This is a genomic window from Streptomyces sp. NPDC097640 (genome assembly GCF_040302705.1).
Lineage (GTDB): Bacteria > Actinomycetota > Actinomycetes > Streptomycetales > Streptomycetaceae > Streptomyces.
In genome coordinates, this window is record NZ_JBEOSB010000032.1 from 40,538 (window position 1) to 63,285 (window position 22,748).

The window sequence follows — 22,748 nt, forward strand, 5'->3', positions numbered from 1 at the left end:
GTCACGCGTTGGGGCGTTGTCCCGCGGCCGCCGCCTTGGCCATGGCGTCGAGCCGCGCGAGCATCGGCATGGGGTCGGTGCCAACCGTGCCCGGGAGGAAGTCGGCGATCTTCTCCGGGGTCCAGGCGCCTTCGGCGTATCCCGCGCGCAACTCCCGTGGCTGGGCCCAGACCGCGATCTTGGGTCCGGCGATCGTGTAGACCTGCCCGGTGATCTTCTCTTCCCTGGCCCGGTCGCTCAGCAGATAGACCACCAGGGCCGCCACGTCCTCCGGCTCGCCGATCTCCTTGAGCTCCATGGGCACATTGGCGGACATGCGCGTCCGGGCGACCGGGGCCACGCAGTTGGCGGTCACCCCGTACTTGTGGAGGCCGAGCGCGGCGCTGCGCACCAGGGAGATGATCCCGCCCTTGGCGGAGGCGTAGTTGGCCTGGGCGACGCTGCCCTGGTGGTTGCCGCTGGTGAAGCCGATCAGGGTCCCGGAGCCCTGTTTGCGCATCACCGCGGAGGCCGCGCGGAAGAGCGTGAAGGTGCCCTTGAGGTGGGTGGCGACGACCGGGTCCCACTCCTCCTCGGTCATGTTGAAGAGCATCCGCTCGCGCAGGATCCCGGCGACGCACACCACGCCGTCGATGCGCCCGTAGCGTTCGAGCGCGGTGTCCACGATCCGCTGCCCGCCCGCCATGGTCGAGACGTCGTCGGCGACGGCTACCGCCGTTCCGCCCGCCGCCTCGATCTCCTTGACCGCGGCCTCGGCGACCTCGCTGCTGGGTTCGCCGCCCTCGATCGACACCCCGTAGTCGTTGACGACGACCTGGGCTCCCTCGGCCGCGCAGGCCAGTGCCACGGCCCGGCCGATGCCCCGCCCGGCCCCGGTGACGGCGACCACCTTGCCGCCCAAGAAGTTGCCCACGTCGCGTCCCCTCCCGCAGTATCTGACGGTCCGTTAGATTTTTGAGCAGACGCGGCGCGAGTACAAGCCCCCGAGCGGAAACCCGCCGGGAAGCCGCCAGGAAGCCGAACCGAGGAGGTTCCATGGCCCTGCCGCCCGAATTCCACGACATCGCCAAGCGCGTCAACAACTGGGGCCGCTGGGGCGAGGCGGACGAGATCGGCACGCTCAACCTGATCACCGACGAGGTGGTCAGGGGCGCCGCGGCGGACATACGCAGCGGCCGCCGCGTCCCGCTCGCCCTGCCGCTCCAGCAGGACGGGGTGCAGACCGGAGTGATCCCGGGCCGGGTCAACCCCCTGCACACCATGGTCGCCGTCAACCTGGAGATCTTCGGCCCGGACACCGTGGCCACCAGCGACGACGCCGTGACGATGGGCCTACAGGCGGGCACCCACTGGGACGGACTGACCCATGTCTCGCACTCGGGCCGGATCTACAACGGCCGCCCCGCCGCCTCCGTCACCGCCCATGGCCGCGCCGCCTTCAGCGGCATCGAGAAGGCGCGCCACATCGTCTCGCGCGGGGTGCTCCTCGATGTCGCCCGCGCCCGAGGGCTCGACCGGCTGCCCGAGGGGCACGCCGTCACCCCCGAGGACCTGGAGGCCGCGGAGGAGTTGGCGAAGACCACGGTCCGGCCCGGCGATATCGCCCTGGTGCGCACCGGCCAGATCCAGCGCTATCTCGCGGGCGAGAAGGAGGCGTACGCCTTTCCGTCACCCGGCCTGTCCCTGCGCGCCCCCGAGTGGTTCCACGCCCGGGACGTGGCCGCGGTCGCCAACGACACCCTCACCTTCGAGATCTTCCCCCCGGAGATAGAGAACCTGTGGATGCCGGTCCACGCGCTCGATCTCGTCGAAATGGGCATGCAGCAGGGCCAGAACTGGAATCTGGAGGAGCTGTCGGATGCCTGCGCCGAGGAGGGGCGCTACACATTTCTGCTGTCGGCCATGCCCGAGCCGTTCGTCGGCGGGGCAGGCAGCCCCGTCGCGCCCGTGGCGGTCCTATAGCCCCGCGAGGCGCGGCCCCGCGAGGCGAGGGCGGGTCTGTCGGGCGGCGGCGCGCTCATGCGCACCCCGAGCACGGCATCGCGCACCGCCGCCCGGCTCCGGCGCAGATGCCCTGTCACGCGCCGGGCAGCGACCCGCACTCGCCAAGGAACCACCCCATGAGCACACGGCCCACAGGGAACTCAGAGCCCTCGACGTCCCCTCGCAACGAATCGCCGATCCTAGAGTGATCACACCGCCACATCACGTCAACACCTGGTCTGGACTTTGCCGACTACGCCCGATTTGTGATGGCGCATGAGGACTCGCACGCCCCATCAGGACCGGCTCCTCATGAGTTCCGGGCACCCCATGGCCCCCGCGGACGCCCCGGTCCACCTCGCACCAGATGCGCTTGCCCGCGCCCTCCGGATGCCAGCCCCACCGGTCCGCCAGACCGTCGACCAGCTCCAGACCGCGCCCGTTGGTGGCGCCCTCGTCCGCGCACCGCCGCCGCGGCCCCCGGCCGCTGGAGTCGGCGACCTCGACCCGGACCGTGCCGGAGCCCGGCCCCGGCCCGCCGAGGCCGCCCGCGCCGGGCCCGCCGCCGTCGCCCTGTACGGGGAAGAGCATGCGCAGCACCGCCGGACAGCCCGTGTGCACCACGGCGTTGGTCACGAGTTCCGAAATCAGCAGGATCAGCGTCTCGGCGAGCGGCTCGTCCACCCCTATCCCGGACCCGGCGAGCCGTGAGCGCGCCCACCTACGGGCCCGGCTCACCTCCGCGGGGTCGGGCCGGACCTCCATCTGCATCTGAAGCACCTGCACCGCTCACACCATCCGAACTGGCGGACACATCGCCTCGTACCTCCAAGAGGTCACGGAACGTGACTCTCCCCCAGCTACCGCCGGGAGGTACCCCCTTGCGAGACAGCATGGTTGACGTACAGTCACCCCAACAAGCGCTTCGGTCATATTCCAGCGCCAAGGAGTATGCGTGCGGCATACTGTGCGACGCGCGCCGCGGGGAGTCGAACACCGGGGCGCCGATTGGGCGCACCCCGCGCGAGCGGGACACATTGGCGTGCCCGGAGTCGCCCCACGGGCCACGCCGGGATCGCTGCACCCCAAATCCGCTCGCACGCAACGGAGAGTACCCGAGCGCGGGCCCGACTCCGCCCTGTGACGAGTCACACCTAGGAAACAACCCGGTATCAACGCTCGGTCACCTCGAAGACTCTGGGGCTTTCCCCAGCAATCACGACACCTGAACAATTCAGGCGTTTCCACGAAGTCGGGTCACAAACCTCATACACCGGGGCGCAACAGCCCGGCCGCGAGCCCCTCCTCGGCCTCGGCCGCCGTCTGCCACTGCCCGGCCCTGACCCAGGCCCGCTTGAGATGCAGATGCACATCGGCCTCCCAGGTGAAGCCCATCCCGCCGTGGACCTGGAGACAGTCCCGCGCGTTACGGACGGCGGCCTCGTCGGCCAGCAGCTTGGCGGCGGCCACATCATCCGCGTCTTCTGTGACAGCTGCGGCGTAAACCACGCTTCTGGCTGTTTCCGCGCGCACCAGCATCCCGGCGCACAGATGCTGTACGGCCTGGAAGGTGCCGATCGCCCGGCCGAACTGGAAGCGCTCCCCGGCGTGGCGTACGGCCATCTCGACCGTACGGGCCGCGCTGCCGAGCTGGAGGGCGGCGGTCAGCAGCACCGCCTCACGCCTGAGCCGGGCGGCCGCGGCCGGCGGCCCGCCCCCGGAACAGCCTCCCGGATCCAGGCGGTCCAGGCGGTCCAGGCGGTGCAGCGGCGTCGCCGGGTCCACGGACCGTATCGGCCGCGCGGAGCGCGCGAGTCCGGCCGCGGGCAGAACGCCGACGCGCCGGTCGCCCTCGTCGTCGCCGATCACCAACACGGCATCCGCCGACGCCAAGTGCTCGACCAGGGGCCCCGCCGCGCCAGGCTCAGCGCCCCGCGCCGCGTCCAGCGCCGTGACCACGGCCCGGCCCTCGGCCGCTCCCTCCGCCACCCCGGCCGCCAGATGCGTGGCGACCAGCGGCCCCGGCAGCAGCGCCCGACCCGCCTCCTCGAAGACCAGCGCCGCCTCCGGCAGGCCGAGCCCCACCCCGCCGTCCGCCTCCGCCAACCGCAGCGCGAAGAACCCGGCCCCGCCCAGCTCCCGCCACAGCGCCCGGTCCACCGCGGGCGCGCCGGCGTCCACCACCGCCCGCAGCCGCTCCCGCGGAAACCGCCCCTCCAACAGCTCGCGGACGCCCGCCCGCAGCGCCCGCTGGTCGTCCGTGAGCCGGAAGTCCACGGGCGAACTCACCGTCCCTTCGGCAGGCCGAGGATGCGCTCGGCGACGATGTTGTGCTGGATCTGGGAGGTTCCCGCCGCGATGGTGTATGAGAGCGACGACAGCCGGTCCGCCACCCACGCGTGCCCGGCGTCCAGCGCCCCGGCACCCAGCACCTCGGCGGCCGCTTCGTAAAGCTCCTGCCGCACCTGCGAGTAGCGCAGTTTGAAGACGGAGCCGCCGGTCCCGGGCACCCCGCCGGTGCGCTGCGCCTCGCTCACGTTCCACTGGGTGAGCCGCCACAGTGCGGCGAACTCGGCCGCCAGCCGCCCCAGCCTGCGCCGCAGCACCGGGTCGTCCCACCGTCCGTTGGCCCTCGCCTCGCGCGCCAGGGCCTCCAGCACCCGGCGGCAGGCGACCACCTCCCCCACGAACGCCGTGCCGCGCTCGAAGGAGAGGGTCACCATCGTCACGCGCCAGCCGTCGTTCTCCGCCCCGATCCGGTGGGCGACCGGCACCCGCACCTCGTCCAGGAACACCTCGGCGAACTCCGCCGTCCCGGCGAGCGTGCGCAGCGGCCGCACGGTGACCCCCGGCGCGTCCATCGGCATCGCCAGCCAGGAGATCCCGCGGTGCTTGGGCGCCTCGTCGCTGACAGGTGCGGTGCGGACCAGCAGCTCGCACCAGTCGGCGACCTCGGCGTGCGAGGTCCAGATCTTGCTGCCGGTGACGACATAGGAGTCGCCGTCCCGCACCGCCCTGGTGCGCAGCGAGGCCAGGTCGGATCCGGCCTCCGGCTCCGAGAAGCCCTGGCACCAGACCTCGTCCCCGCGCAGGATCGGCGGCAGCCAGCGCGCCCGCTGCCCCGCGTTGCCCTCGGCGGCGATGGTGGGGCCCGCGTGCAGCAGCCCGACGAAGTTGGCGCCCACATAGGGCGCTCCGGCCCGTTCGGTCTCCTCCAGGAAGATCAGATGCTGAGTCGGGGTCGCCCCCTGGCCGCCGGCGTCCTCGGGCCAGTGCAGCCCGGCGTAGCCCGCGTCGTACAGCATGCGCTGCCAGCCGCAGTCGTAGGCGCGGCGGCCGGGCCAGTCGGCCGGGTCCGGCGGGTCCGGCAGCTTCGGCAGGACGTCCGCCAGCCAAGCGCGCAGCCGCCGCCGGAACTCCTCCTCCGCCTCCGTGTAGTCGAGGTCCATCCCCGTCCCCTCGCGCCGCAGATCTGACGCTACGTCAGATAAATCACAAGGCTAGCCCCGCGAACTCTGGACCGACAAGGCGCCGGGCTCTACGCTTCCCGCACAATCTGACTAGCCGTCAGTTGGAGGTCCCTATGACCGACACCGCACAGGCACTCGGCACATCGGCGACGCTGTGGGAGCTGGTCGAGCGGCGCGCCGCGCTCACCCCCGACGCCCCCGCGCTGCTCCAGGCCGCCGCCTCCGCCCGCGACGACCGGCGGATGACCTTCCGCGCGCTGCGCACCCGCGCGGAACGCACCGCGGCCGGGCTGTACGACATGGGCGTGCGCCCCGGCGACCGCGTCGCCTGGCAGCTGCCCACCCGCATCGAAACGGTCGTCCTGGCCCTCGCCCTGGCCCGGCTCGGCGCCGTACAGACCCCGCTCATCCCCTTCTACCGCGACCGGGAGGTCGGCTTCGCGCTGCGCGCCTCCGGCGCCCGCTTCCTCGCCGTCCCCGGCCACTGGCGCGGCTTCGACCACACCGCGATGGCCCACCGCCTCGCCGCGCGGCTGCCCGAACCACCCCGGGTCTTCGAGACGTACGACACCCTCCCCGAGGCCGACCCGCACGCCGTGCCGCTGCCCCCGCCGCCCGCCGACGGGACCGCCGTCCGCTGGATCTACTGGACCTCCGGCACCACCTCCGAGCCCAAGGGCGTGCTGCACACCGACCGCAGCCTCATCGCCGCCGGCGCCTGCCTGGCCCACGCGCTGCGGCTGCGCCCGGACGACATCGGCTCCATGGCCTTTCCGTACGCCCATGTGGCCGGGCCCGACTACACCGTGATGCTGCTGCTGTACGGCTTCCCGGCCGTGCTGTTCGAGCACTTCGCGCTGCCCGGCTCGCTCGCCGCCTACCGGCGGCACAAGGTCACGGTCGCGGGCGGCAGCACCGCCTTCTACTCGATGTTCCTGGCCGAACAGCGCAAGGACCCCGCCCACAAGCTCATCCCCACCCTGCGGTTGCTGGCCGGCGGCGGCGCCCCCAAGCCGCCCGAGCTGTACCACGAGGTGGTCCGCGAGCTGGGCTGCCAGCTCACCCACGGCTACGGCATGACCGAAGTCCCGATGATCACCATGGGCGCGCCGGACGACACCCCGCACCACCTCGCGACCACCGAAGGGCGGCCGCCCGCGGACATGGAGATCCGCATCGTGGACGGGGACGGAAAAACGCTGCCCATAGGGGCGGACGGCGAAGTCCGGCTGCGCGGCGAGGCCGTCTGCGCCGGATATCTGGACGAGGCCCAGACCCGTGAGGCGTTCGACGCCGACGGCTTCCTCATCACCGGAGACCTCGGGCACCTCACCGAGGAGGGACATCTCGTCCTCACCGGCCGCGCCAAGGACGTCATCATCCGCAAGGGCGAGAACATCTCCGCCAAAGAGGTCGAGCAACTGCTCTACCAGCACCCCGGGGTCGGCGACGTGGCGGTGATCGGGCTGCCGGACGCGGTCCGCGGCGAGCTGGTGTGCGCGGTCGTCGAACAGCCCGCCGACGCGGAACCGCTCACCCTTGAGGGCACGGTCTCGTATCTGCGCGCCCAAGGGCTGTCCCTGCACAAGCTGCCCGAGCGCCTCGAAGTGGTCGACGCGCTGCCGCGCAACGACACGCTCCGCAAGGTGCTCAAGTACAAGCTGCGGGAGCGGTTCGGCTAGAAGGCCGGCCCGGTGGCAGAACGCTGAGGCCTGGGTCAGCCGGTCGTGGTGCTGTACGTCGCCGTCGCCTGCTCGTAGTAGCGGGCGACCTCGCGGCGTTCATCGGCCGGGCCGATGACCAGGACGACGTGGTACCGGCCGCCGATGAGCATCACCAGGTTGCGCGCGTACACATCCCGGCCGCTGCTGTCCCGCCAGCTGAACTCCCCCTCGGCCATCGCCGTCTGCCCCACGTCGATCCGGCGCAGCCCGGAGGACGAGGACCAGGAGGAGGAACGGAAGGCGGCCAGCTCGGGCTCCCTGTTCTGCTGGTACGCCATGGGGTCGGCGCCGAACTCGGACTCCCTGTCCCGCCCGGCCACCACCACCAGCTCGAAGTCGCCGCCGACATAGCGGATCTGGCCGCGGGGGTTCTCGCCGCGCCGGGTCCAGGTCTCGTACACCGCGACCTTGAAGCCCTTCGGGTCCTTGCGGACGGCGAAGCCCTTCGCAAGGCCCGCGGGCGGCGTCGACTGCGCCTGATCGTCCGGCGAGGAGGTGCCCGAACCGGCCCCGTCCCCCGCCCCGCCCGACTGGTCCGGGGACGGCTCCCGCGAGGCGCTGGGCACATCGCTCTGCGAGCCCGCCGTACCCGTACGGCCCTGGCCGTTCTTCTCGTCGGCCTTCGGCATAAACATCATCGCGTAGAGCACCGCGGCCGCCAGAGCCAGCAGTACCAGCATGAGCAGCACCCGCCCCAGCCTGCGCGGGCGGCGCTCACCGGCCTGCTTGCCCCGCTTGTGCCGCCCGTGCGCGGCCACCGGCGCGCCCGCCCGGCCCCTGCGCACCAGCCAGCCGCGGCGGCGCACGATCGGCAGCCGCCGGGGGTCGGACGCCCCGCCCGGCCCTGCCGACGGCACCGTGACCGTGCTGCTGCCCACGTCCGGCTCCGGCGCCGAGCGGATCAGGGACCGCAGCCAGCCGCGCAGCTCCTCGAAGTCCGGTCGCTCGGTGGGGTCCTGGCGCAGCAGCGACTCCACGACCGGGCGCAGCGGGCCGCACTCCTCCGCGTACGCGGGCGCCTCGGAGCACACCAGTTGCACCAGTTCGGCGGCGTTCTCCTCCGGGTACGGGGCGTGTCCCTGTACGGCGCGGTAGAGCAGCACACCGACCGCCCACAGGTCGGCGGCCGGGCCGACGGGGGGCGCCAGCCGCCAGTTCTCGTGCACCGGAACCGCCTGTTCGGGGGCCCACCGCTCGGTGACGGCCCCGACCACGACGATCCGCGCCTGCCGCGCCCGCTCGACGGCCAGCGCGCTCGCGGGTCCGCGCCGCGCCCCGTGGGCACCCGCGGCCTCGTCGTCCCATGAGCCCGTGCCGCCCCCCGCGGGCCCCGCCGGCCTGGCGTGAGGGGGGTTGAGGTCGGGGGTGGCAGACCTGTTCGGGGCCTGGTCGCCCGTAGGGGCGGCGGGTCGGCCCGGGTCGATATACAGCGCCCGGGTCGGGTGCGGTCGCCGCTCGACCTGCCCGCTCGGGCCGGCATGCGGCGCGAGGGCCCCGTGCGAGTTCCGTTCGGCGTACGGGGCCTGGGCCGTCGCGCTGCCCGGGGCCGAGCCGTTGGCATCGGTCGCGGGGTGCGGGGCGCCTTCCGCGCGCTCCCCGGCGGGGCCGCTCGCGCTGTCGGGCGCGCCGGGGTGGGCGCCACGGGGCGCGGGGCCCTCGACGTGAGCCCGGGCGGCGGCGCGGGCGCCCGCCGTGTAGGCGGCGATCGCGCCGGCCCGCGCGGCGCGCCCGGCGGCGCCCTGCGGGTCGCCGCCCGCCGGGGCGGATGGACCGCCGCCGGGGGCCGGTTCGCCCGGTCGCGCTCCTGGCACAACCGGCCCCGCACCATGCGTGCTGTTCAGGCTGTCCGAGCCGTTCGGCCCGTCCGTTCGCCCGTCTTCGACGCGCTCGGCGGGCCGCCACTCCGAGCCGGGGGGCAGCGGCAACCCGGAGCCCGCGGGGGGCTGTTCGAGCGCGCCGCGCGGCCCGGGAAACTCCGTACCCGAAGCCCCCGGCGCACCCGCCGCGCCCGGTACACCCCGCTCACCCGGATCACGCGGCCCCGGGAAGCCTCCCGCCACGCCCTGGTCGCGGTACAGCGGCGGCGGCTGGCGGGCGGCGGGCTCGTCGGCGGCCGGGCCCCCTGCCTCACCGCCGTCGGCGTCGGCCGCCTCGACCGAGGCCGCCTCGACCGAAGCCGCCTCGACCGAAGCCGCCTCGACCGGCGGCCGGGGCACCGGGTCGTAGCCGCACAGGGCCTCCTCCGCGGCGCCAGCCGCCAGCCCGGTGAGCATGGCGCGCCCGTCGTCGCAGACCAGGACGGTCCGGGCGGTGATGTTGCGGTGGATCCAGCCGTCGGCGTGCAGGGCGCGCAGCGCGGTGAGGATGTCATGGGCGAGCTCGGCGGCCCGGTACGGGGACAGCGTCCGCTCCGCGAGCAGCGCGGCCAGCGGGCGGCCCGCGACCAGTTCGCTGACGATCCACAGGCTCCCGGCCTCCGCGAAGACATGGAAGACCTGGTCGAGCCGGGGGTGGTCGGGCACCTGCGCGGCGGCCGTCGCGGCCTCGATGGCGCGGCGCACCGCCGGGTCGGCGACGCCGCCGCGGGCGCCGCGGCCCATGCCGGTCGCGCCGTGTGAGCGCCCCGGGGCCCCCGCGTACGCGTAGTGCTCGTCGGCGCCGACGACCTCCGCGTCGACGGTCTCCGGCAGCGGTATCTGCCTGAGGTGGACTTCCTGTCCGCTGTAGGTGTCGAAGGCGCGGGTCTCGACGAGTTCGTACTCATCGGCGGGCGGCAGGGGCAGGCGATAGCGGTCGGCGAGAACCCGACCCGCGTATTCGTCCACGAAGCCTCCCCGAGCGCGCGATCCACACCCTCATCCGCACCGCGCGAAACCGTCAATCAGGGGCGTTTTGCCCGTCGTTGCCGCTGCGCACGGTCCACGGCCTCTCACGATACGTGCCGGGGGCGCCCCATGCCGACCGGAGTGTTCAGTCCGTGATGTCGAAGGTGTCGAACGCGGTCTCGCGGAGCGCCTTGCACTCCTTCTCGTCCCACTTGCTCTTCTCGCAAGTGATCATTATGGCGAAGCCATGGCTGCTGTCCGCCCTGAAGCCGCGGTTGAGCACCCGGACCCGCTTCCCGCTCTGGTCGCGCTCGAACTGCCAGTCGGCGACCGTGGGGTAGCCGTGCCAGCTGACCGACTCGATGCCGATCAGCTTGTAGCCGGGGGTGGTCCCGCTCACGTTGGGTTCGCTCTTGCGCCACTCCGCCGCAGCGTCCGCCTTCGGGGAGTCGGTGAAGTCGACCTGGATCCGCGGGATGTCGGATCCCCCGTAGTAGATACGGCTGCCGGCGTACTTCCCCGAGTGGACCTGCCATCCCTTGGGCATCGCCATGGTGAACGGGAAGTCGGAGCTCTTGACCGTCTCGTATCCGTCCGGCGCCGAGCCCTTGCCGCCGCCCCCGTCGCCGTCCTTGCCCTTGCCCTTGTTGCCGTCCTCGTCGTCGTCCGAGCCGCCGGACCCGCCCTTGGTGTCGTCGTCCGCGGGCTTGCCCGTGGACGACTGTGCGTCCGGGGACTGGCTGGACGACTTGTCGGACTGGTTGCCGGCGCTCTTCCCGTCCTGCCCGTCCTTCGTAGCGCCGCCGTCCGCGCCGGCCGAAGCCGTCGTACGGTCACCGGACTTGCCCTGGGAGTCGCTGTCGTCGCCGCTCAGCGCGATGGCGAGCACCGTGCCGACGATCGCGAGCACCACGACCACCGCGATGATCACCAGCGTGCGCCTGGACACCACGTCCGTCAGCGGGGCGCGGGGCGGCTGCGGGGCGGGCGGGACCTCGGGACCGCCGGCGGCCGCCGGCTTGGCCTTCGCGGCCTTGGCGGGCTTCGCGGCCTTGGCGGGCTTCGCGGGCTTGGCGTCCGCGGACGTGGACTTCTTCGCGGTGGACGCGGCGGAGTCCCCCGCGTCACCCGATCCGGCGGCGGCCGAGGCCGCCGAGGCCTTCCGCACGGAGCGCAGCGCGCCCCGCACCCGCTCCGAGGCGGCGTCGGACGCCGGGGCGTCCTCGGGCGGGGCGGGCGGCAGGGACATGGTGCGGGTGGCGTTGGCGGCCGCGGCCTTCGACCGCCCCTCGTCGGGGGCGTCCAGCGCCTGGTTCAGCAGCGCCCGCGCGCCCTCGTCGTCGAGCCGCCGCTCGGGGTCCTTGTTGAGCAGGCCGTAGATGACCTCCTCCAGCACGCCCGCGTTCTTCGGCGGGTCGACGGGCTCGGTCATCACGGCGGTGAGCGTCGCGATGGCGGTGGCCTTGTCGTACGGAGGCACTCCCTCCACCGATGCGTACAGCAGGCCGCCCAGCGACCACAGGTCGGCCGGCGGCCCGGGCTTGTGGCCGCGGGCGCGCTCGGGCGAGATGTAGGAGGGCGCGCCCACGAGCATGCCGGTCGAGGTGACCGAGGGGTCGCCCTCGACCTGCGCGATGCCGAAGTCGGTGAGCACGACGCGGCCGTCGTCGGCGATGAGGACGTTGGAGGGCTTCACATCGCGGTGCAGGATGCCCGCCTGGTGCGCGGCGCGCAGCACGTCGAGGACGGCGAGCCCCACCTCGGCGGCGCGGCGGGGGGTGAGCGCGCCGTCGTCCCGGACGACGTCCGCGAGCGAGCGGCCCTCGATCAGCTCCATGACGATCCAGGGGCGGTCGTCCTCGTCGACCACGTCGTAGACCGTGACGGCGCCGTTGCTGCGGATGCGGGCGATCGCCTTCGCCTCGCGCAGCGTCCGGGTGATGAGCCGTCGCTTCTCGTCCTCGTCGACGCTCGACGGGAAGCGCAGTTCCTTGACCGCGACGGTACGGCCCAACGTTTCGTCACTCGCCCGCCAGACCGTGCCCATCCCGCCCTGGCCGAGTACTTCCCCGAGCCGGTACCGCCCGGCGAGGAGGCGTCCGGTCGAGCCCTGCGTCCGCTCCGCCTCCGACATGCGTCCCCTCTGCAAATCAACCCGCCCTGAACCCACCCTGGAAGAGCCCCCATTGTCTCTCATCCGCGGACCGACGGAAGTCCGGGGTCGGGGGCCCGGCGTGGTGGCCGTGGCCACACCTGCGAACATCTGGGGATTCGCAGCCGATGAAAACCCGATGAAAGGGTTCTCGACATGCCGATCCGTGTCCCGGAGCGGGCGAGGCGGGGCCGCACGCGGGCCGCGGCGCTCGCGCTGGCGGCGGTCCTGTCCGCCGCCGTCCCCGGCTGCGGCGGCCCGGGCCCGGCGGACCGCGGCGCGGCCCGCACCCTCGGCGCCGGCCCCGACACCGGCCCCGGCACCGGCGCCGCGGCGACCCGGCAGGCCGACGGGCGGCATACGGAGGCCGCCCTCCGCGCGGCCGTACGGCGGCTGATGGCCGAGGGCAGTGCCCCGGGCGCCGCCGCGCTGGCCCGGGACGGCGACGGGACCCGCTTTGCCTCGGCCGGGCTCGCCGATCTGCGCACCGGGCGGCGCATCCATCGGAACGACCGCTTCCGTGCGGGCAGCATCACCAAGACCTTGATCGCCACGGTCGTCCTCCAGCTGGCCGACGAGCGGAGGCTCGGCCTGGACGACACGGTCGAGGAGCATCTTCCCGGGCTGGTGCGGGGCCGGGGCAACGACGGCCGGAAGATCACCCTCCGGCAGCTCCTCACCCACACCAGCGGCCTGTTCGACTTCGCCGCCGACCAGCGCGTGGCCCGCCGGCTGTCCCGCCCGCCGACCGCCGCCCCGCTGACGCCCCGGCAGCTCGTACGCACCGCCCTCGCCCACCGCCCGCGGTTCGCCCCGGGCGCCGCGTGGCACTACTCCAACACCAACTACGTCCTGCTGGGCCTGGTCGTCCAGCGCGTCACCGGCCGCCCCTACGCCGCCGAGACCGAGCGCCGCGTGCTCCGACCCCTCGGCCTGCGCGGCACGTCCTTCCCTGGCGCCCGCGACACCCTCCCCACCCCGCACGGCCGCGGCTACGCCCCCGACGCCGACACCCTGCGCGACGTCACCACCCTCGACCCGTCCGCGGCGGGCGCCGCGGGCGAGGCGATCTCCACCCTCGACGACCTGGCCCGCTTCTTCGGCGCGCTGCTGCGCGGCGGCCTGCTGCCGCCCGCGGCGCTGCGGCGGATGCGCGACACGACCGCCTCCGACGGGCGCTACGGCATGGGCCTGTTCCCCGTACGGCTGTCCTGCGGCGTGACGCTGTGGGGCCACAACGGCCAGATCAACGGTTCATACGCCCAGGTCGTCGCCACGTCCGACGGCCGCCGTGTGCTGGCCTACCGACTCAACACCGAGGCGCGCCCGGCCGCCGCGGCGGAGCGGGCCCTCCTCAAGGCCGAGTTCTGCCGGACGTGACGCCTCACACCGCCTGAGCCTCGGAGCGGGGCTCAGAGGCCGGGCTCAGAGCCGGGCTCAGGGCGAGGCTCAGGGCCGGGCTCAGAGCGGGACGATGTCCGGCGCCCCCAGCCGGGCCGCGTCCGCCGTCAGGTCGTCCGGCTGACGCTGCGACTCGCGCTCAGCCTCGACCCGCTTCTCGTAGTGCCGGACCTCCTTGTCGATCTGCTCCTGCCCCCAGCCCAGCACCGGCGCCATCAGCTCGGCGGCCTCCCGGGCGCAGCGCGTGCCCCGGTCGAAGGTCTCGATCGAGATCCGGGTGCGCCGGGTCAGGACGTCGTCCAGGTGACGGGCGCCCTCGTGGGACACGGCGTAGACCACCTCGGCGCGCAGATAGTCGTCGGCGCCGGCCAGCGGTTCGCTCAGGGAGGGGTCCTCGGCGATCAGCTCCAGGACCTCCCCGGTGAGCGAGCCGTAGCGGTTCAGCAGGTGCTCGACGCGGGCCACATGCAGCCCGGCGCGCTGGGCGATGCGCGCCCGCCCGTTCCACAGCGCCTGGTAGCCCACGGCGCCCGCCAGCGGCACATCCTCGGTGACGCAGGGGCCGACCCGCTGGTCGAGGCCGTGCACCGCCTCGTCCACCGCGTCCTTGGCCATGACCCGGTACGTGGTGTACTTGCCGCCCGCGACCACCACCAGGCCCGGCGCCACATGCGCGACCGTGTGCTCGCGCGAGAGCTTGCTGGTCGCGTCCGACTCGCCGGCCAGCAGCGGGCGCAGCCCGGCGTACACGCCCTCGACGTCGTCGCGGGTGAGCGGCACCGCCAGCACCTCGTTGACATGCTCCAGCAGATAGTCGATGTCGGCGCTGGAGGCGGCCGGATGGGCCTTGTCCAGGCCCCAGTCGGTGTCAGTGGTGCCGATGATCCAGTGCCTCCCCCACGGGATCACGAACAGCACGCTCTTCTCGGTGCGCAGGATCAGCCCGGTCGTGGAGTGGATCCGGTCCTTGGGCACGACCAGGTGGATGCCCTTGGACGCGCGTACGTGGAACTGCCCCCGCTCCCCGATCAGCGCCTGTGTCTCGTCCGTCCACACCCCCGTGGCGTTCACCACCTGGCGGGCGCGGACCTCGAAGTCTCCCCCCTGCTCCATATCGTGCACCCTGGCACCGACAACGCGCTCTCCCTCCCGCAGGATGCCCACCACCCGCGCCCGGTTGGCGACATGGGCGCCGTACGAGGCGGCGGTGCGCACCAGCGTGGTGACGAAGCGGGCGTCGTCCATCTGGGCGTCGTAGTACTGCAACGCCCCGACCAGGGCATCCTTCCGCAGGCAGGGCGCGACCCGCAGGGCCCGCCGCCGGGTCAGATGGCGGTGCGCCGGCAGCCCGCGGCCGTGCCCGGAGGAGAGCGACATGCCGTCGTACAGCGCCACGCCGGTGCCCGCGTAGAGCCGCTCCCAGGCGTGGTGCTTGAGCGGATACAGAAACGGCACCGGCTTGACCAGGTGCGGGGCGAGCCGCTCAAGCAGCAGACCGCGCTCCTTCAGCGCCTCCCGTACGAGGGCGAAGTCCAGCATCTCCAGATAGCGCAGGCCCCCGTGGATCAGCTTGCTGGACCGGCTGGAGGTGCCGGCCGCCCAGTCCCGCGCCTCGACCAGGCCGGTCTCCAGGCCCCGGGTGACCGCGTCCAGGGCGGTGCCGGCCCCGACCACCCCGCCGCCCACCACCAGCACGTCCAGTTCCTGGTCCGCCATCCGGGCCAGCGCCTCGCCGCGCTCGGCCGGCCCCAGTGTCGGTGTCCTCACCGCTGCCTCCCGTGGTGATCGAGACGGTGATCGAGATCACAACGTTCGTGAACGATTTTCCTGGGTTTCTCCCCGGGGCGCCATGCCGGTGCGGGGCCCACTCCGGGTCTCCATGGCCGTCTCCATGGCCGCGACACCCCGTCGGCCGCAACACCCCGCATCAATACTGAATACGAGTCATATTTCCGCTTAGTCTGTATTCACGCAATTTCGCGCCATCCGAAAATCGCCTCGGGAAGGACGGCACGAAGTCATGCCCGCAGATCTCGCCGTCATCGGACTCGGTCACCTCGGCATCCCCCTCGTCCAGGCCGCCACCGCCGCCGGCGTCCGCACCCTCGGCTACGATCCCGACCCCCGCGCCGCCGCCGACCTGCGCGCGGGCCGGCTGCCCTCCGGAGCCTGGAACGGCGCCCTGTCGGCCGCCGAGCTGCGCCGGATGACCGCCGGAGGCTTCCGGACCACCAGCGACCCCGCCGAGCTCGGCCGGGTGCACACCGCCGTGATCTGCGCCCCGACCCCGCTGGGCACGGACCGGACGGCCACCCTGTCGGCCGTCGGCGAGGCCGCCCGCGCGCTGGCCGCGCAGCTGCGCCCGCACACCACCGTCGTGCTCGAATCCGCCGTGTACCCCGGCACCACCGAGGAATACCTGCGGCCGATCCTGGAGGACGGGTCCGGGCTGCGGGCCGGGCGCGACTTCCACCTCGCCTACTCCCCCGGCCGCCTCGACCCCGGCAACCGCACCCACGGCTACGCCAACACCCCCAAGGTCATCGGCGGGCTCACCCCCGCCTGCACCGAGGCGGCCGCCGCGTTCTACAGCCGCCTCACCGAGAAGGTCGTACGCGCCCGCGGCCCGCGCGAGGCCGAGACCGTCAAGCTCCTGGAGACCAACTACCGGCACGTCAACATCGCCCTGGTCAACGAGATGGCGGTGTTCTGCCAGGACCTCGGCGTCGACCTGTGGGACGTGATCCGCTGCGCCGAGACCAAGCCGTTCGGCTTCCAGGCCTTCCGGCCGGGGCCGGGCGTCGGCGGCCACGGGGTGCCGATCGCCGCGGACCTCCCGCCGTACCCCGGGCGCGCCCCCGGCCGCCCGCTGGCCATGGTGGAGCTGGCACAGCAGGTCAACGGGCGCATGCCGGGCTATGTCACGCGGCGCTGCGCGGCCCTGCTCAACGAGCACGGGAAGTCGGCGCGCGGCGCCCGCGTCCTGCTGCTCGGGGTGAGCTACAAGCCCGACGTGGGCGACCAGGAGGGCTCGCCCGCCCGTGAGATCGCCTCACGGCTGATGGAGCTGGGCGCCGAGGTCAGCTTCCACGATCCGTTCGTGGCGCGCTGGCGGGTGCTCGGCCGGCCGGTGCCGCGCGCGGACGCGCTGTACGAGGCGGTGGCCGACGCCGACCTGACCGTGCTGCTTCAGCACCACCGCAGCTACGACCTCCAGGGCCTGGCCGTGAAGGCGCAGCTGCTGCTGGACACGCGGGGCGCGAGCCCGGCGGGCGCGGCGTACCGGCTCTGAGCCGGCCCGCCCACAACCGCCGGCCGGTCGCCCCGTCCACAACCGCCGGCCGGCCGACCCGCCCACAACCGCTGAGCCGGTCGGCCCGCCCGCCCGCGGCCGCTCTGAGCCGTCGCGCCCGCAAACCCCGTCACCCCCGTGCGCCCGGTGGCTCACCACCCCGCCCCTGCGCGCGGCGCAGCCGGACCGCCGCGGCCAGCACCATCAGCCCCACCCCGCCCGCCACGAACGCGACCGCCCCCGAGGGCACCGAGCGGACCTCGGCCATGAAGGTGATCGGCCGGCCCCAGGGCCTGCCGTCGGAGCTGGTGTAGAGCCGGGCGGTGAGCCGTACCGGCCCGTTGGCGTGGGCTCGCACCCGGACCCGCACCGTACGGCTGACCGCCCGCGACGCCCGGACCCCGACCGCCCGGTCCACCGTGTCCAGTCGCTCCGGCCGGCTGGAGACCACCCGCAGCTCCACGCCGGTGAGGTCCTGCTGGAGCCCGTTGTCGACCGTGACCGGGATGATCGCGGACTGCCCGGCGACCGTCACCGTCGTCTTGGGCACCAGCCGGACCGAGTCGATCGAGGCGGACAGATAGCGGCTCACCCCGCGCCGGTACGAGCGCGCCGCCGCCGGGTCCCCGCGCCAGCTCATGGAGACCGCGCGCGCCATCGCGGCATGCGCGGCGGCGGTGGTGCGCCCCGGATCGGACAGCACCTTGGAGAGGGCGCGCAGCCGCTCCAGGTCCCGGGCGACCGCCCCCAGCGAGCGGGCGGGCAGCTCGGAGGCGCGCAGCGCCACCGGGTAGCTCGTGGGCTCCCGCAGCTGCCCCGGCTCCGGGTCGTGCACCGCCACCTCCAGCCGGGTCGGCTCCAGCCAGCCCGCGTCCCGCCCCTCCGACACCGCCTCGGCCAGCGCCCGCACCGCACCGGCCGACATCCGCCGCGGGGGAACGACCACCAGGGCGCGCGGGGCGTACGGCAGCTCCCGCACGGCCGTCAGGCTCTCCGCGAGCAGCCGCTGCCGCAGCCCCAGCCGGAGCGGCGCGCCGGCCTCGGCTGTTCGCGGAGCGCCTTGCCGGTTCCGCGCCAGCAGCGAGGCGATGGTCGAGTCGTACGTCAGGGCGGTCAGCCGCTCGCCGAGGGCGACCGCGCGGTCGTCCGTGGCGCCCGCGGTGACCAGCGCGCCGGAGGAGCGGCGCAGCCCGGCGACGGTGCTGCCGGTGGCCAGCACCGTGCCCAGGCCCAGCCGCTCCGCGTACCCGGCGATCCCGCCGTCCACCGCGCCGCCCGCCGGCCAGGCCACATCGGCGCGGGAGTCGATGGACAGCTCCCGGTCCACCACCTGCTTGCCCGCCCGGGACGCCCGGCGCAGCAGCCCCGCCAGCGCGTCGCCGCCGCGGCCGCCGCGCGCGAGGGAGGCCAGGTCGGGGTCGGCGTACGGCAGCGCGACGACGTCCTGCCCGTGCACCGCCCCCTTGAGCGCGGCCAGCCAGCCCGCCGCCGCCCGCCCGCCCCTGCCCTCGGTGGTGTGCCGGGGATCGGTGGAGCCGGGCGTGCGGGCCACCCGGTAGCCGTCCACCATCGCCCGTGCCTGCGCCACCAGGTCCGGGTCCACCACCCAGGTCACCGGCAGCCGCCCGCCCGTCTCGACCAGTTGGCGGAGCCGCCCGCCCTCGGCGAACTCGGCGGCCAGCGCGTCGTCGCGGAACACCGGCCGCACCCTGCCCGGGGTGCGCAGGGTCAGCGCCTCCATGCGCGGGGTGCCGGTGACGGGCCACAGGACGGTGGTGCGCAGCGGCTCGAACGCCGTGCCGTCCGGGTAGCCGGGCAGAAAGGTGCGGGCCAGCCCGAGGACCGGCCCGTCCTCGCGGGCCACATCCACCGTCAGCCCGTACGCCCCCGCGCCGACCGGCCCCAGCTCCGGCACCGGCACCCGCAGCCGGAAGTCGTGGGTGGCGCCGGGGGCGAGGGAGGGGAGCCGTTGGGCGCGGCCGGGGATCTCCTGGCCGTCCGCGCGGGTGAGGGCGGTGCGCCCGGCCGCGACGGCGAGGCCGCTGCGCGTGCCGAACGCCTCCCGCCCGACGCGCACCGCCACCCGGGCGCCGCTGATGCGGCGGCGCGAGTCGTTGACCACGGTGCCGCCGAGCGTGAGCACGTCGTCCCGGCGCCGCAGCACGGCGGGGCTCAGGGACCCCAGCCGGACGGTCACGGCATCCGAACTCCGGTGGCCGTGACCGCGACCGGGCGGGGCGGCGCGCGGGTTCCCGTACGACGACGCGGCGGCCGCCGGGGCGGGCTCCACCGACACCACCGGCGTCACCGGCACCACCCGCACCACCGGCAGGACCAGCGTGACCAGGACCGCGCTCAGGGCCACGACCGCCGCGGCGGTCGCTCGCGCACATGTCCCGTCGCGTGCCACTACCGCCACCTCGACGTCGGTTCGTACCGCCCCCGTGAACGGACGCGGTGTCACCACACCACCACGGGCGGGCCCGTACCGCACCCGGGAGGCCTCCACCCGGACCGCCCGGGCGCGGTGGCGCCGTCAGACCCGCGCGGTGGCCAGCCTCGCGGGCCGGGCGTCGAGCACCGTCCGCAGCGACGCGAAGTCCTCGACGCACCGGCCGGTGCCCAGGGCCACACAGTCCAGCGGGTCGTCGGCCACCAGCACCGGGATGTCCAGCTCGCGGCTGAGCCGGGCGTCGAGGCCGCGCAGCAGCGCCCCGCCCCCGGTCAGCACGATGCCCCGGTCCATGATGTCGCCCGCCAGCTCCGGCGGGGTCTCGTCCAGCGTGGCCCGCACCGCCGCGATGATGCTGTCCACCGGCTCGGCAAGGGCGTGCCGTACCTCGTCCGCCGTCAGCTCCAGCACCTTCGGCAACCCGGTGACCTGGTCCCGGCCCCGGATGGTGCAGCGGTCCGGCGGCAGCAGCGTCTGCGTCCGCTCCGGGTCGTCGCCCTTGTCGAGCGAAAGGCCCTCGCCGCCCCGAGCGGCCGACACCACCTCCACATTGCGCTCAGCAAGCCGGGTTGACGTCCCGACGCCGGGCGCGGACCAGGCGCCGCCCGGGGAGGCGGAGCCGATGCTCACCTTGATCTCCTCGGCGGTCCGCTCCCCGATCGCCAGGGCGTACCGCTTCTTCACATGGGCGGTGATCGCGGCGTCCATCGCGTCACCCGCCATCCGCACCGAGCGGGCGGTGACGATCCCGCCCAGCGAGACCACGGCCACCTCCGTCGTGCCGCCGCCGATATCGACCACCATGGAGCCGGTCGGCTCGCTCACCGGCAGCCCCGCGCCGATCGCCGCCGCCATCGGCTCCTCGATCAGATGCACTTGGCGCGCCCCGGCCTGCGAGGCGGCCTCCATGACGGCGCGCCGCTCGACACCCGTGATGCCGGAGGGCACACACACCACGACACGGGGACGGGCGAGCCGGCGGCTGCCGGTGACCTTCTTGATGAAGTGCCGCAGCATCCGCTCGGCGATCTCGAAGTCGGCGATGACGCCGTCCCGCAGCGGGCGGACGGCGACGATGTTGGAGGGGGTACGCCCTATGGTCTCCTTCGCCTCGGAGCCGACCGCGAGCACACTGCCGTCCGTCGTGCTGACCGCGACGACCGACGGCTCATTGAGTACAACCCCCCTGCCCCGTACGTACACCAGGGTGTTCGCCGTGCCGAGGTCGATGCCCACATCGCGTCCTGCGAACGTCTTGTTCTGCGCCATAAGTTGACATTATTGCTTATGCCGGATTCCTGTCGGCACTGATGTCAGTCGCACCCGTGTACCGGCCGATCACTGCTACCTTTTCGATCATGATCCCCAGGTCGCGACGGGAGCCGAGAGTTATCTGACAACCCGACAGGTCACAGAATGACGGGTATCAAATCCATATAAGGGCGGACAGGTTGTCTCCGTCCGGTCCCAGCCGTGTCACGGACGACAGACACGACTTGTCTGATTGTCATGCCCGGCTGTTACTTTTATGGCTCGAACTCTTCGTTCGCGCTCCCATCAGCACAAATCCCCGGAGCGCGGACTATCACCTTCATCCCCGGGGGAACTCCATGAGCCAGAACTGGCAGCAGCCTCAGCAGCCGCAGCCGCCCCAGCAGCCCGGTGGTTACGGCTACCCGGCCCAGCCGCCGCAGCCGCAGTACGGCGGCCCGCAGCAGCAGCCGCAGTTCGCGGGTGGCTTCCCGCCGCCGGCGCCGCCGGTCGGCCGCCAGGGCAACCCGGCCCTCGCCATCCTGGCCGCCGTCGTCGCCGCGGCCGTCGGTGGTCTGCTCTACGCCTTCCTGCTGAGCGCCATGGCCGACACGGACGGCGCGGAGCCGAAGGTCAAGCAGTTCGCCTACGCGGGTGTCGCGGTCGGCGCGCTGGTCGGTTTCGTCATCGCCAAGCTGGGCGGCCGCAACCCGGCGCTGTGGGTGGTCGGCGCGGTTCTGGCACTGGCGGCGGTGTTCTTCGGCGAGCTGTACGGCTACGCGATGGTCGCGGCGGACTGGGTGAGCAACTACGCCGACAAGGCGGGCGCTCCGAGCACCGTCGATATCCCGACGGCGAACGACTTCTTCTTCGACCAGTTCGGTGACCTCTTCGACGGCTGGAAAGAGGACTCCGGCTTCCTGACCTACCTCTTCATCGCGCTGTCCCCGGTCGCGGCGGTCTCCACCGCCTACCGCCTCGGCAACCGCTGACGCCGGTAACGCACCAAACGGGTTGGGCCCCGACCGCGATGCGGTCGGGGCCCAACCCGTTTGTGCTGCGCGCTCAGCGCTTGTCGTGCTGCGACGGAGCGACCGTCACCTCGACCCGCTGGAACTCCTTGAGCTCCGAGTAGCCCGTGGTGGCCATCGCCCGGCGCAGCGCGCCGAAGAAGTTCATCGAGCCGTCGGGGGTGTGCGAGGGGCCCAGCAGGATCTCCTCCGTGGTGCCCACCGTGCCCAGGTTCATCCGCTTGCCGCGCGGCACCTCGTCGTGCACGGCCTCCATGCCCCAGTGGTGGCCCCGGCCCGGCGCGTCCGTGGCCCGCGCCAGCGGCGAGCCCACCATCACCGCGTCCGCACCGCAGGCGATGGCCTTGGGCAGATCGCCGCTCCAGCCGACGCCGCCATCGGCGATCACATGCACATAGCGGCCGCCGGACTCGTCCATGTAGTCCCGGCGGGCGGCGGCGACATCGGCGACGGCCGTCGCCATCGGCACCTGGATGCCCAGCACATTGCGCGTGGTGTGCGCGGCGCCGCCGCCGAACCCGACCAGCACACCGGCCGCGCCCGTCCGCATCAGGTGCAGCGCGGCGGTGTAGGTGGCACAGCCGCCCACGATGACCGGGACGTCCAGCTCATAGATGAACTGCTTCAGATTCAGCGGCTCGGCGGCGCCGGAGACATGCTCGGCCGAGACCGTGGTCCCCCGGATCACGAAGATGTCGACCCCGGCGTCCACCACGGCCTTGGAGAACTGCGCGGTGCGCTGCGGGGAGAGCGCGGCGGCCGTCACCACGCCCGAGTCGCGCACCTCCTTCAGCCGCTGCCCGATCAGCTCTTCCTTGATCGGTGCGGCGTAGATCTCCTGCATGCGCCGGGTCGCGGCGTCCTCGTCCAGCTCGGCGATCTCCGCGAGCAGCGGCTCGGGGTCCTCGTACCGGGTCCACAGGCCCTCGAGGTTGAGCACCCCAAGACCGCCGAGCTCGCCGATGCGGATCGCGGTCTTCGGCGAGACCACCGAGTCCATCGGGGCGGCGAGGAACGGCAGCTCGAACCGGTAAGCGTCGATCTGCCAGGCGATCGAGACCTCCTTCGGGTCCCGGGTACGACGACTCGGCACAACGGCGATGTCGTCGAACGCATACGCCCTGCGGCCGCGCTTGCCGCGCCCGATCTCGATCTCAGTCACGTGGG

Annotated in this window: 15 protein-coding genes; 5 read left to right on the forward strand and 10 right to left on the reverse strand. The window is 73.6% G+C overall.

Features of this window, described 5'->3' with window-relative positions; translation table 11 throughout:
- Position 1: 1 nt before the first annotated feature.
- Entirely contained in the window at positions 2–913 is a 912-nt protein-coding gene (locus ABTY62_RS38010) for an SDR family oxidoreductase (RefSeq protein ID WP_352133953.1), read from the reverse strand.
- A gap of 122 nt (positions 914–1,035) precedes the next feature.
- Here ABTY62_RS38010 and ABTY62_RS38015 point away from each other — a divergent pair, with 122 nt between their 5' ends.
- Positions 1,036–1,962, forward strand: a complete 927-nt coding sequence (locus tag ABTY62_RS38015) for a cyclase family protein (protein WP_352133954.1) — start codon at positions 1,036–1,038, stop codon at positions 1,960–1,962.
- A 243-nt stretch (positions 1,963–2,205) separates the two neighbouring features.
- Here the strand turns inward: ABTY62_RS38015 and ABTY62_RS38020 are convergent, their stop codons facing one another.
- The 3 genes from ABTY62_RS38020 to ABTY62_RS38030 all read right to left on the reverse strand — a co-directional run bounded on the left by ABTY62_RS38020 (position 2,206) and on the right by ABTY62_RS38030 (position 5,432).
- Positions 2,206–2,769 (reverse strand): ATP-binding protein, encoded by a 564-nt coding sequence (locus tag ABTY62_RS38020; protein WP_352133955.1) that lies wholly within the window; start codon positions 2,767–2,769, stop codon positions 2,206–2,208.
- Between the two features lie 480 nt (positions 2,770–3,249).
- Complete coding sequence (locus ABTY62_RS38025; RefSeq protein ID WP_352134024.1) at positions 3,250–4,260, reverse strand: acyl-CoA dehydrogenase family protein; 1,011 nt, start codon at positions 4,258–4,260, stop codon at positions 3,250–3,252.
- An 8-nt stretch (positions 4,261–4,268) separates the two neighbouring features.
- The gene (locus tag ABTY62_RS38030) at positions 4,269–5,432 is read right to left on the reverse strand and encodes an acyl-CoA dehydrogenase family protein (RefSeq protein WP_352133956.1); all 1,164 of its coding nucleotides are present in this window, start codon (positions 5,430–5,432) and stop codon (positions 4,269–4,271) included.
- A gap of 134 nt (positions 5,433–5,566) precedes the next feature.
- On the opposite strand from ABTY62_RS38030, the gene ABTY62_RS38035 reads away from it, so the two are divergent.
- Positions 5,567–7,135 (forward strand): AMP-binding protein, encoded by a 1,569-nt coding sequence (locus ABTY62_RS38035; RefSeq protein WP_352133957.1) that lies wholly within the window; start codon positions 5,567–5,569, stop codon positions 7,133–7,135.
- A gap of 35 nt (positions 7,136–7,170) precedes the next feature.
- Here the strand turns inward: ABTY62_RS38035 and ABTY62_RS38040 are convergent, their stop codons facing one another.
- Both ABTY62_RS38040 and ABTY62_RS38045 read right to left on the reverse strand, forming a co-directional pair.
- A complete protein-coding gene (locus tag ABTY62_RS38040; protein ID WP_352133958.1) occupies positions 7,171–10,002 on the reverse strand; it encodes a serine/threonine kinase C-terminal domain-containing protein in 2,832 nt (943 codons plus the stop codon).
- A gap of 145 nt (positions 10,003–10,147) precedes the next feature.
- Positions 10,148–12,136 (reverse strand): serine/threonine-protein kinase, encoded by a 1,989-nt coding sequence (locus tag ABTY62_RS38045; RefSeq protein ID WP_352133959.1) that lies wholly within the window; start codon positions 12,134–12,136, stop codon positions 10,148–10,150.
- A 174-nt stretch (positions 12,137–12,310) separates the two neighbouring features.
- Between ABTY62_RS38045 and ABTY62_RS38050 the strand changes: the two genes are divergently transcribed.
- Positions 12,311–13,534 (forward strand): serine hydrolase domain-containing protein, encoded by a 1,224-nt coding sequence (locus ABTY62_RS38050; protein ID WP_352133960.1) that lies wholly within the window; start codon positions 12,311–12,313, stop codon positions 13,532–13,534.
- Between the two features lie 81 nt (positions 13,535–13,615).
- Here the strand turns inward: ABTY62_RS38050 and ABTY62_RS38055 are convergent, their stop codons facing one another.
- Positions 13,616–15,322, reverse strand: coding sequence for a glycerol-3-phosphate dehydrogenase/oxidase (locus ABTY62_RS38055; protein WP_352133961.1), 1,707 nt, complete (start codon positions 15,320–15,322; stop codon positions 13,616–13,618).
- 253 nt (positions 15,323–15,575) lie between these two features.
- Here ABTY62_RS38055 and ABTY62_RS38060 point away from each other — a divergent pair, with 253 nt between their 5' ends.
- Positions 15,576–16,847, forward strand: coding sequence for a nucleotide sugar dehydrogenase (locus tag ABTY62_RS38060; protein WP_311726727.1), 1,272 nt, complete (start codon positions 15,576–15,578; stop codon positions 16,845–16,847).
- 130 nt (positions 16,848–16,977) lie between these two features.
- Here the strand turns inward: ABTY62_RS38060 and ABTY62_RS38065 are convergent, their stop codons facing one another.
- Together ABTY62_RS38065 and ABTY62_RS38070 are read right to left on the reverse strand one after the other, a co-directional pair.
- A complete protein-coding gene (locus tag ABTY62_RS38065; RefSeq protein WP_352133962.1) occupies positions 16,978–19,257 on the reverse strand; it encodes a DUF6049 family protein in 2,280 nt (759 codons plus the stop codon).
- 126 nt (positions 19,258–19,383) lie between these two features.
- Positions 19,384–20,568: a rod shape-determining protein gene (locus ABTY62_RS38070; protein WP_352133963.1), complete on the reverse strand. Its 1,185-nt coding sequence runs from the start codon at positions 20,566–20,568 to the stop codon at positions 19,384–19,386.
- A 341-nt stretch (positions 20,569–20,909) separates the two neighbouring features.
- Here ABTY62_RS38070 and ABTY62_RS38075 point away from each other — a divergent pair, with 341 nt between their 5' ends.
- Positions 20,910–21,542, forward strand: a complete 633-nt coding sequence (locus ABTY62_RS38075) for a hypothetical protein (RefSeq protein WP_352133964.1) — start codon at positions 20,910–20,912, stop codon at positions 21,540–21,542.
- A gap of 73 nt (positions 21,543–21,615) precedes the next feature.
- On the opposite strand, the gene ABTY62_RS38080 is transcribed toward ABTY62_RS38075, so the two are convergent.
- Entirely contained in the window at positions 21,616–22,743 is a 1,128-nt protein-coding gene (locus ABTY62_RS38080) for a GuaB3 family IMP dehydrogenase-related protein (protein ID WP_311726723.1), read from the reverse strand.
- Positions 22,744–22,748 lie beyond the last annotated feature (5 nt).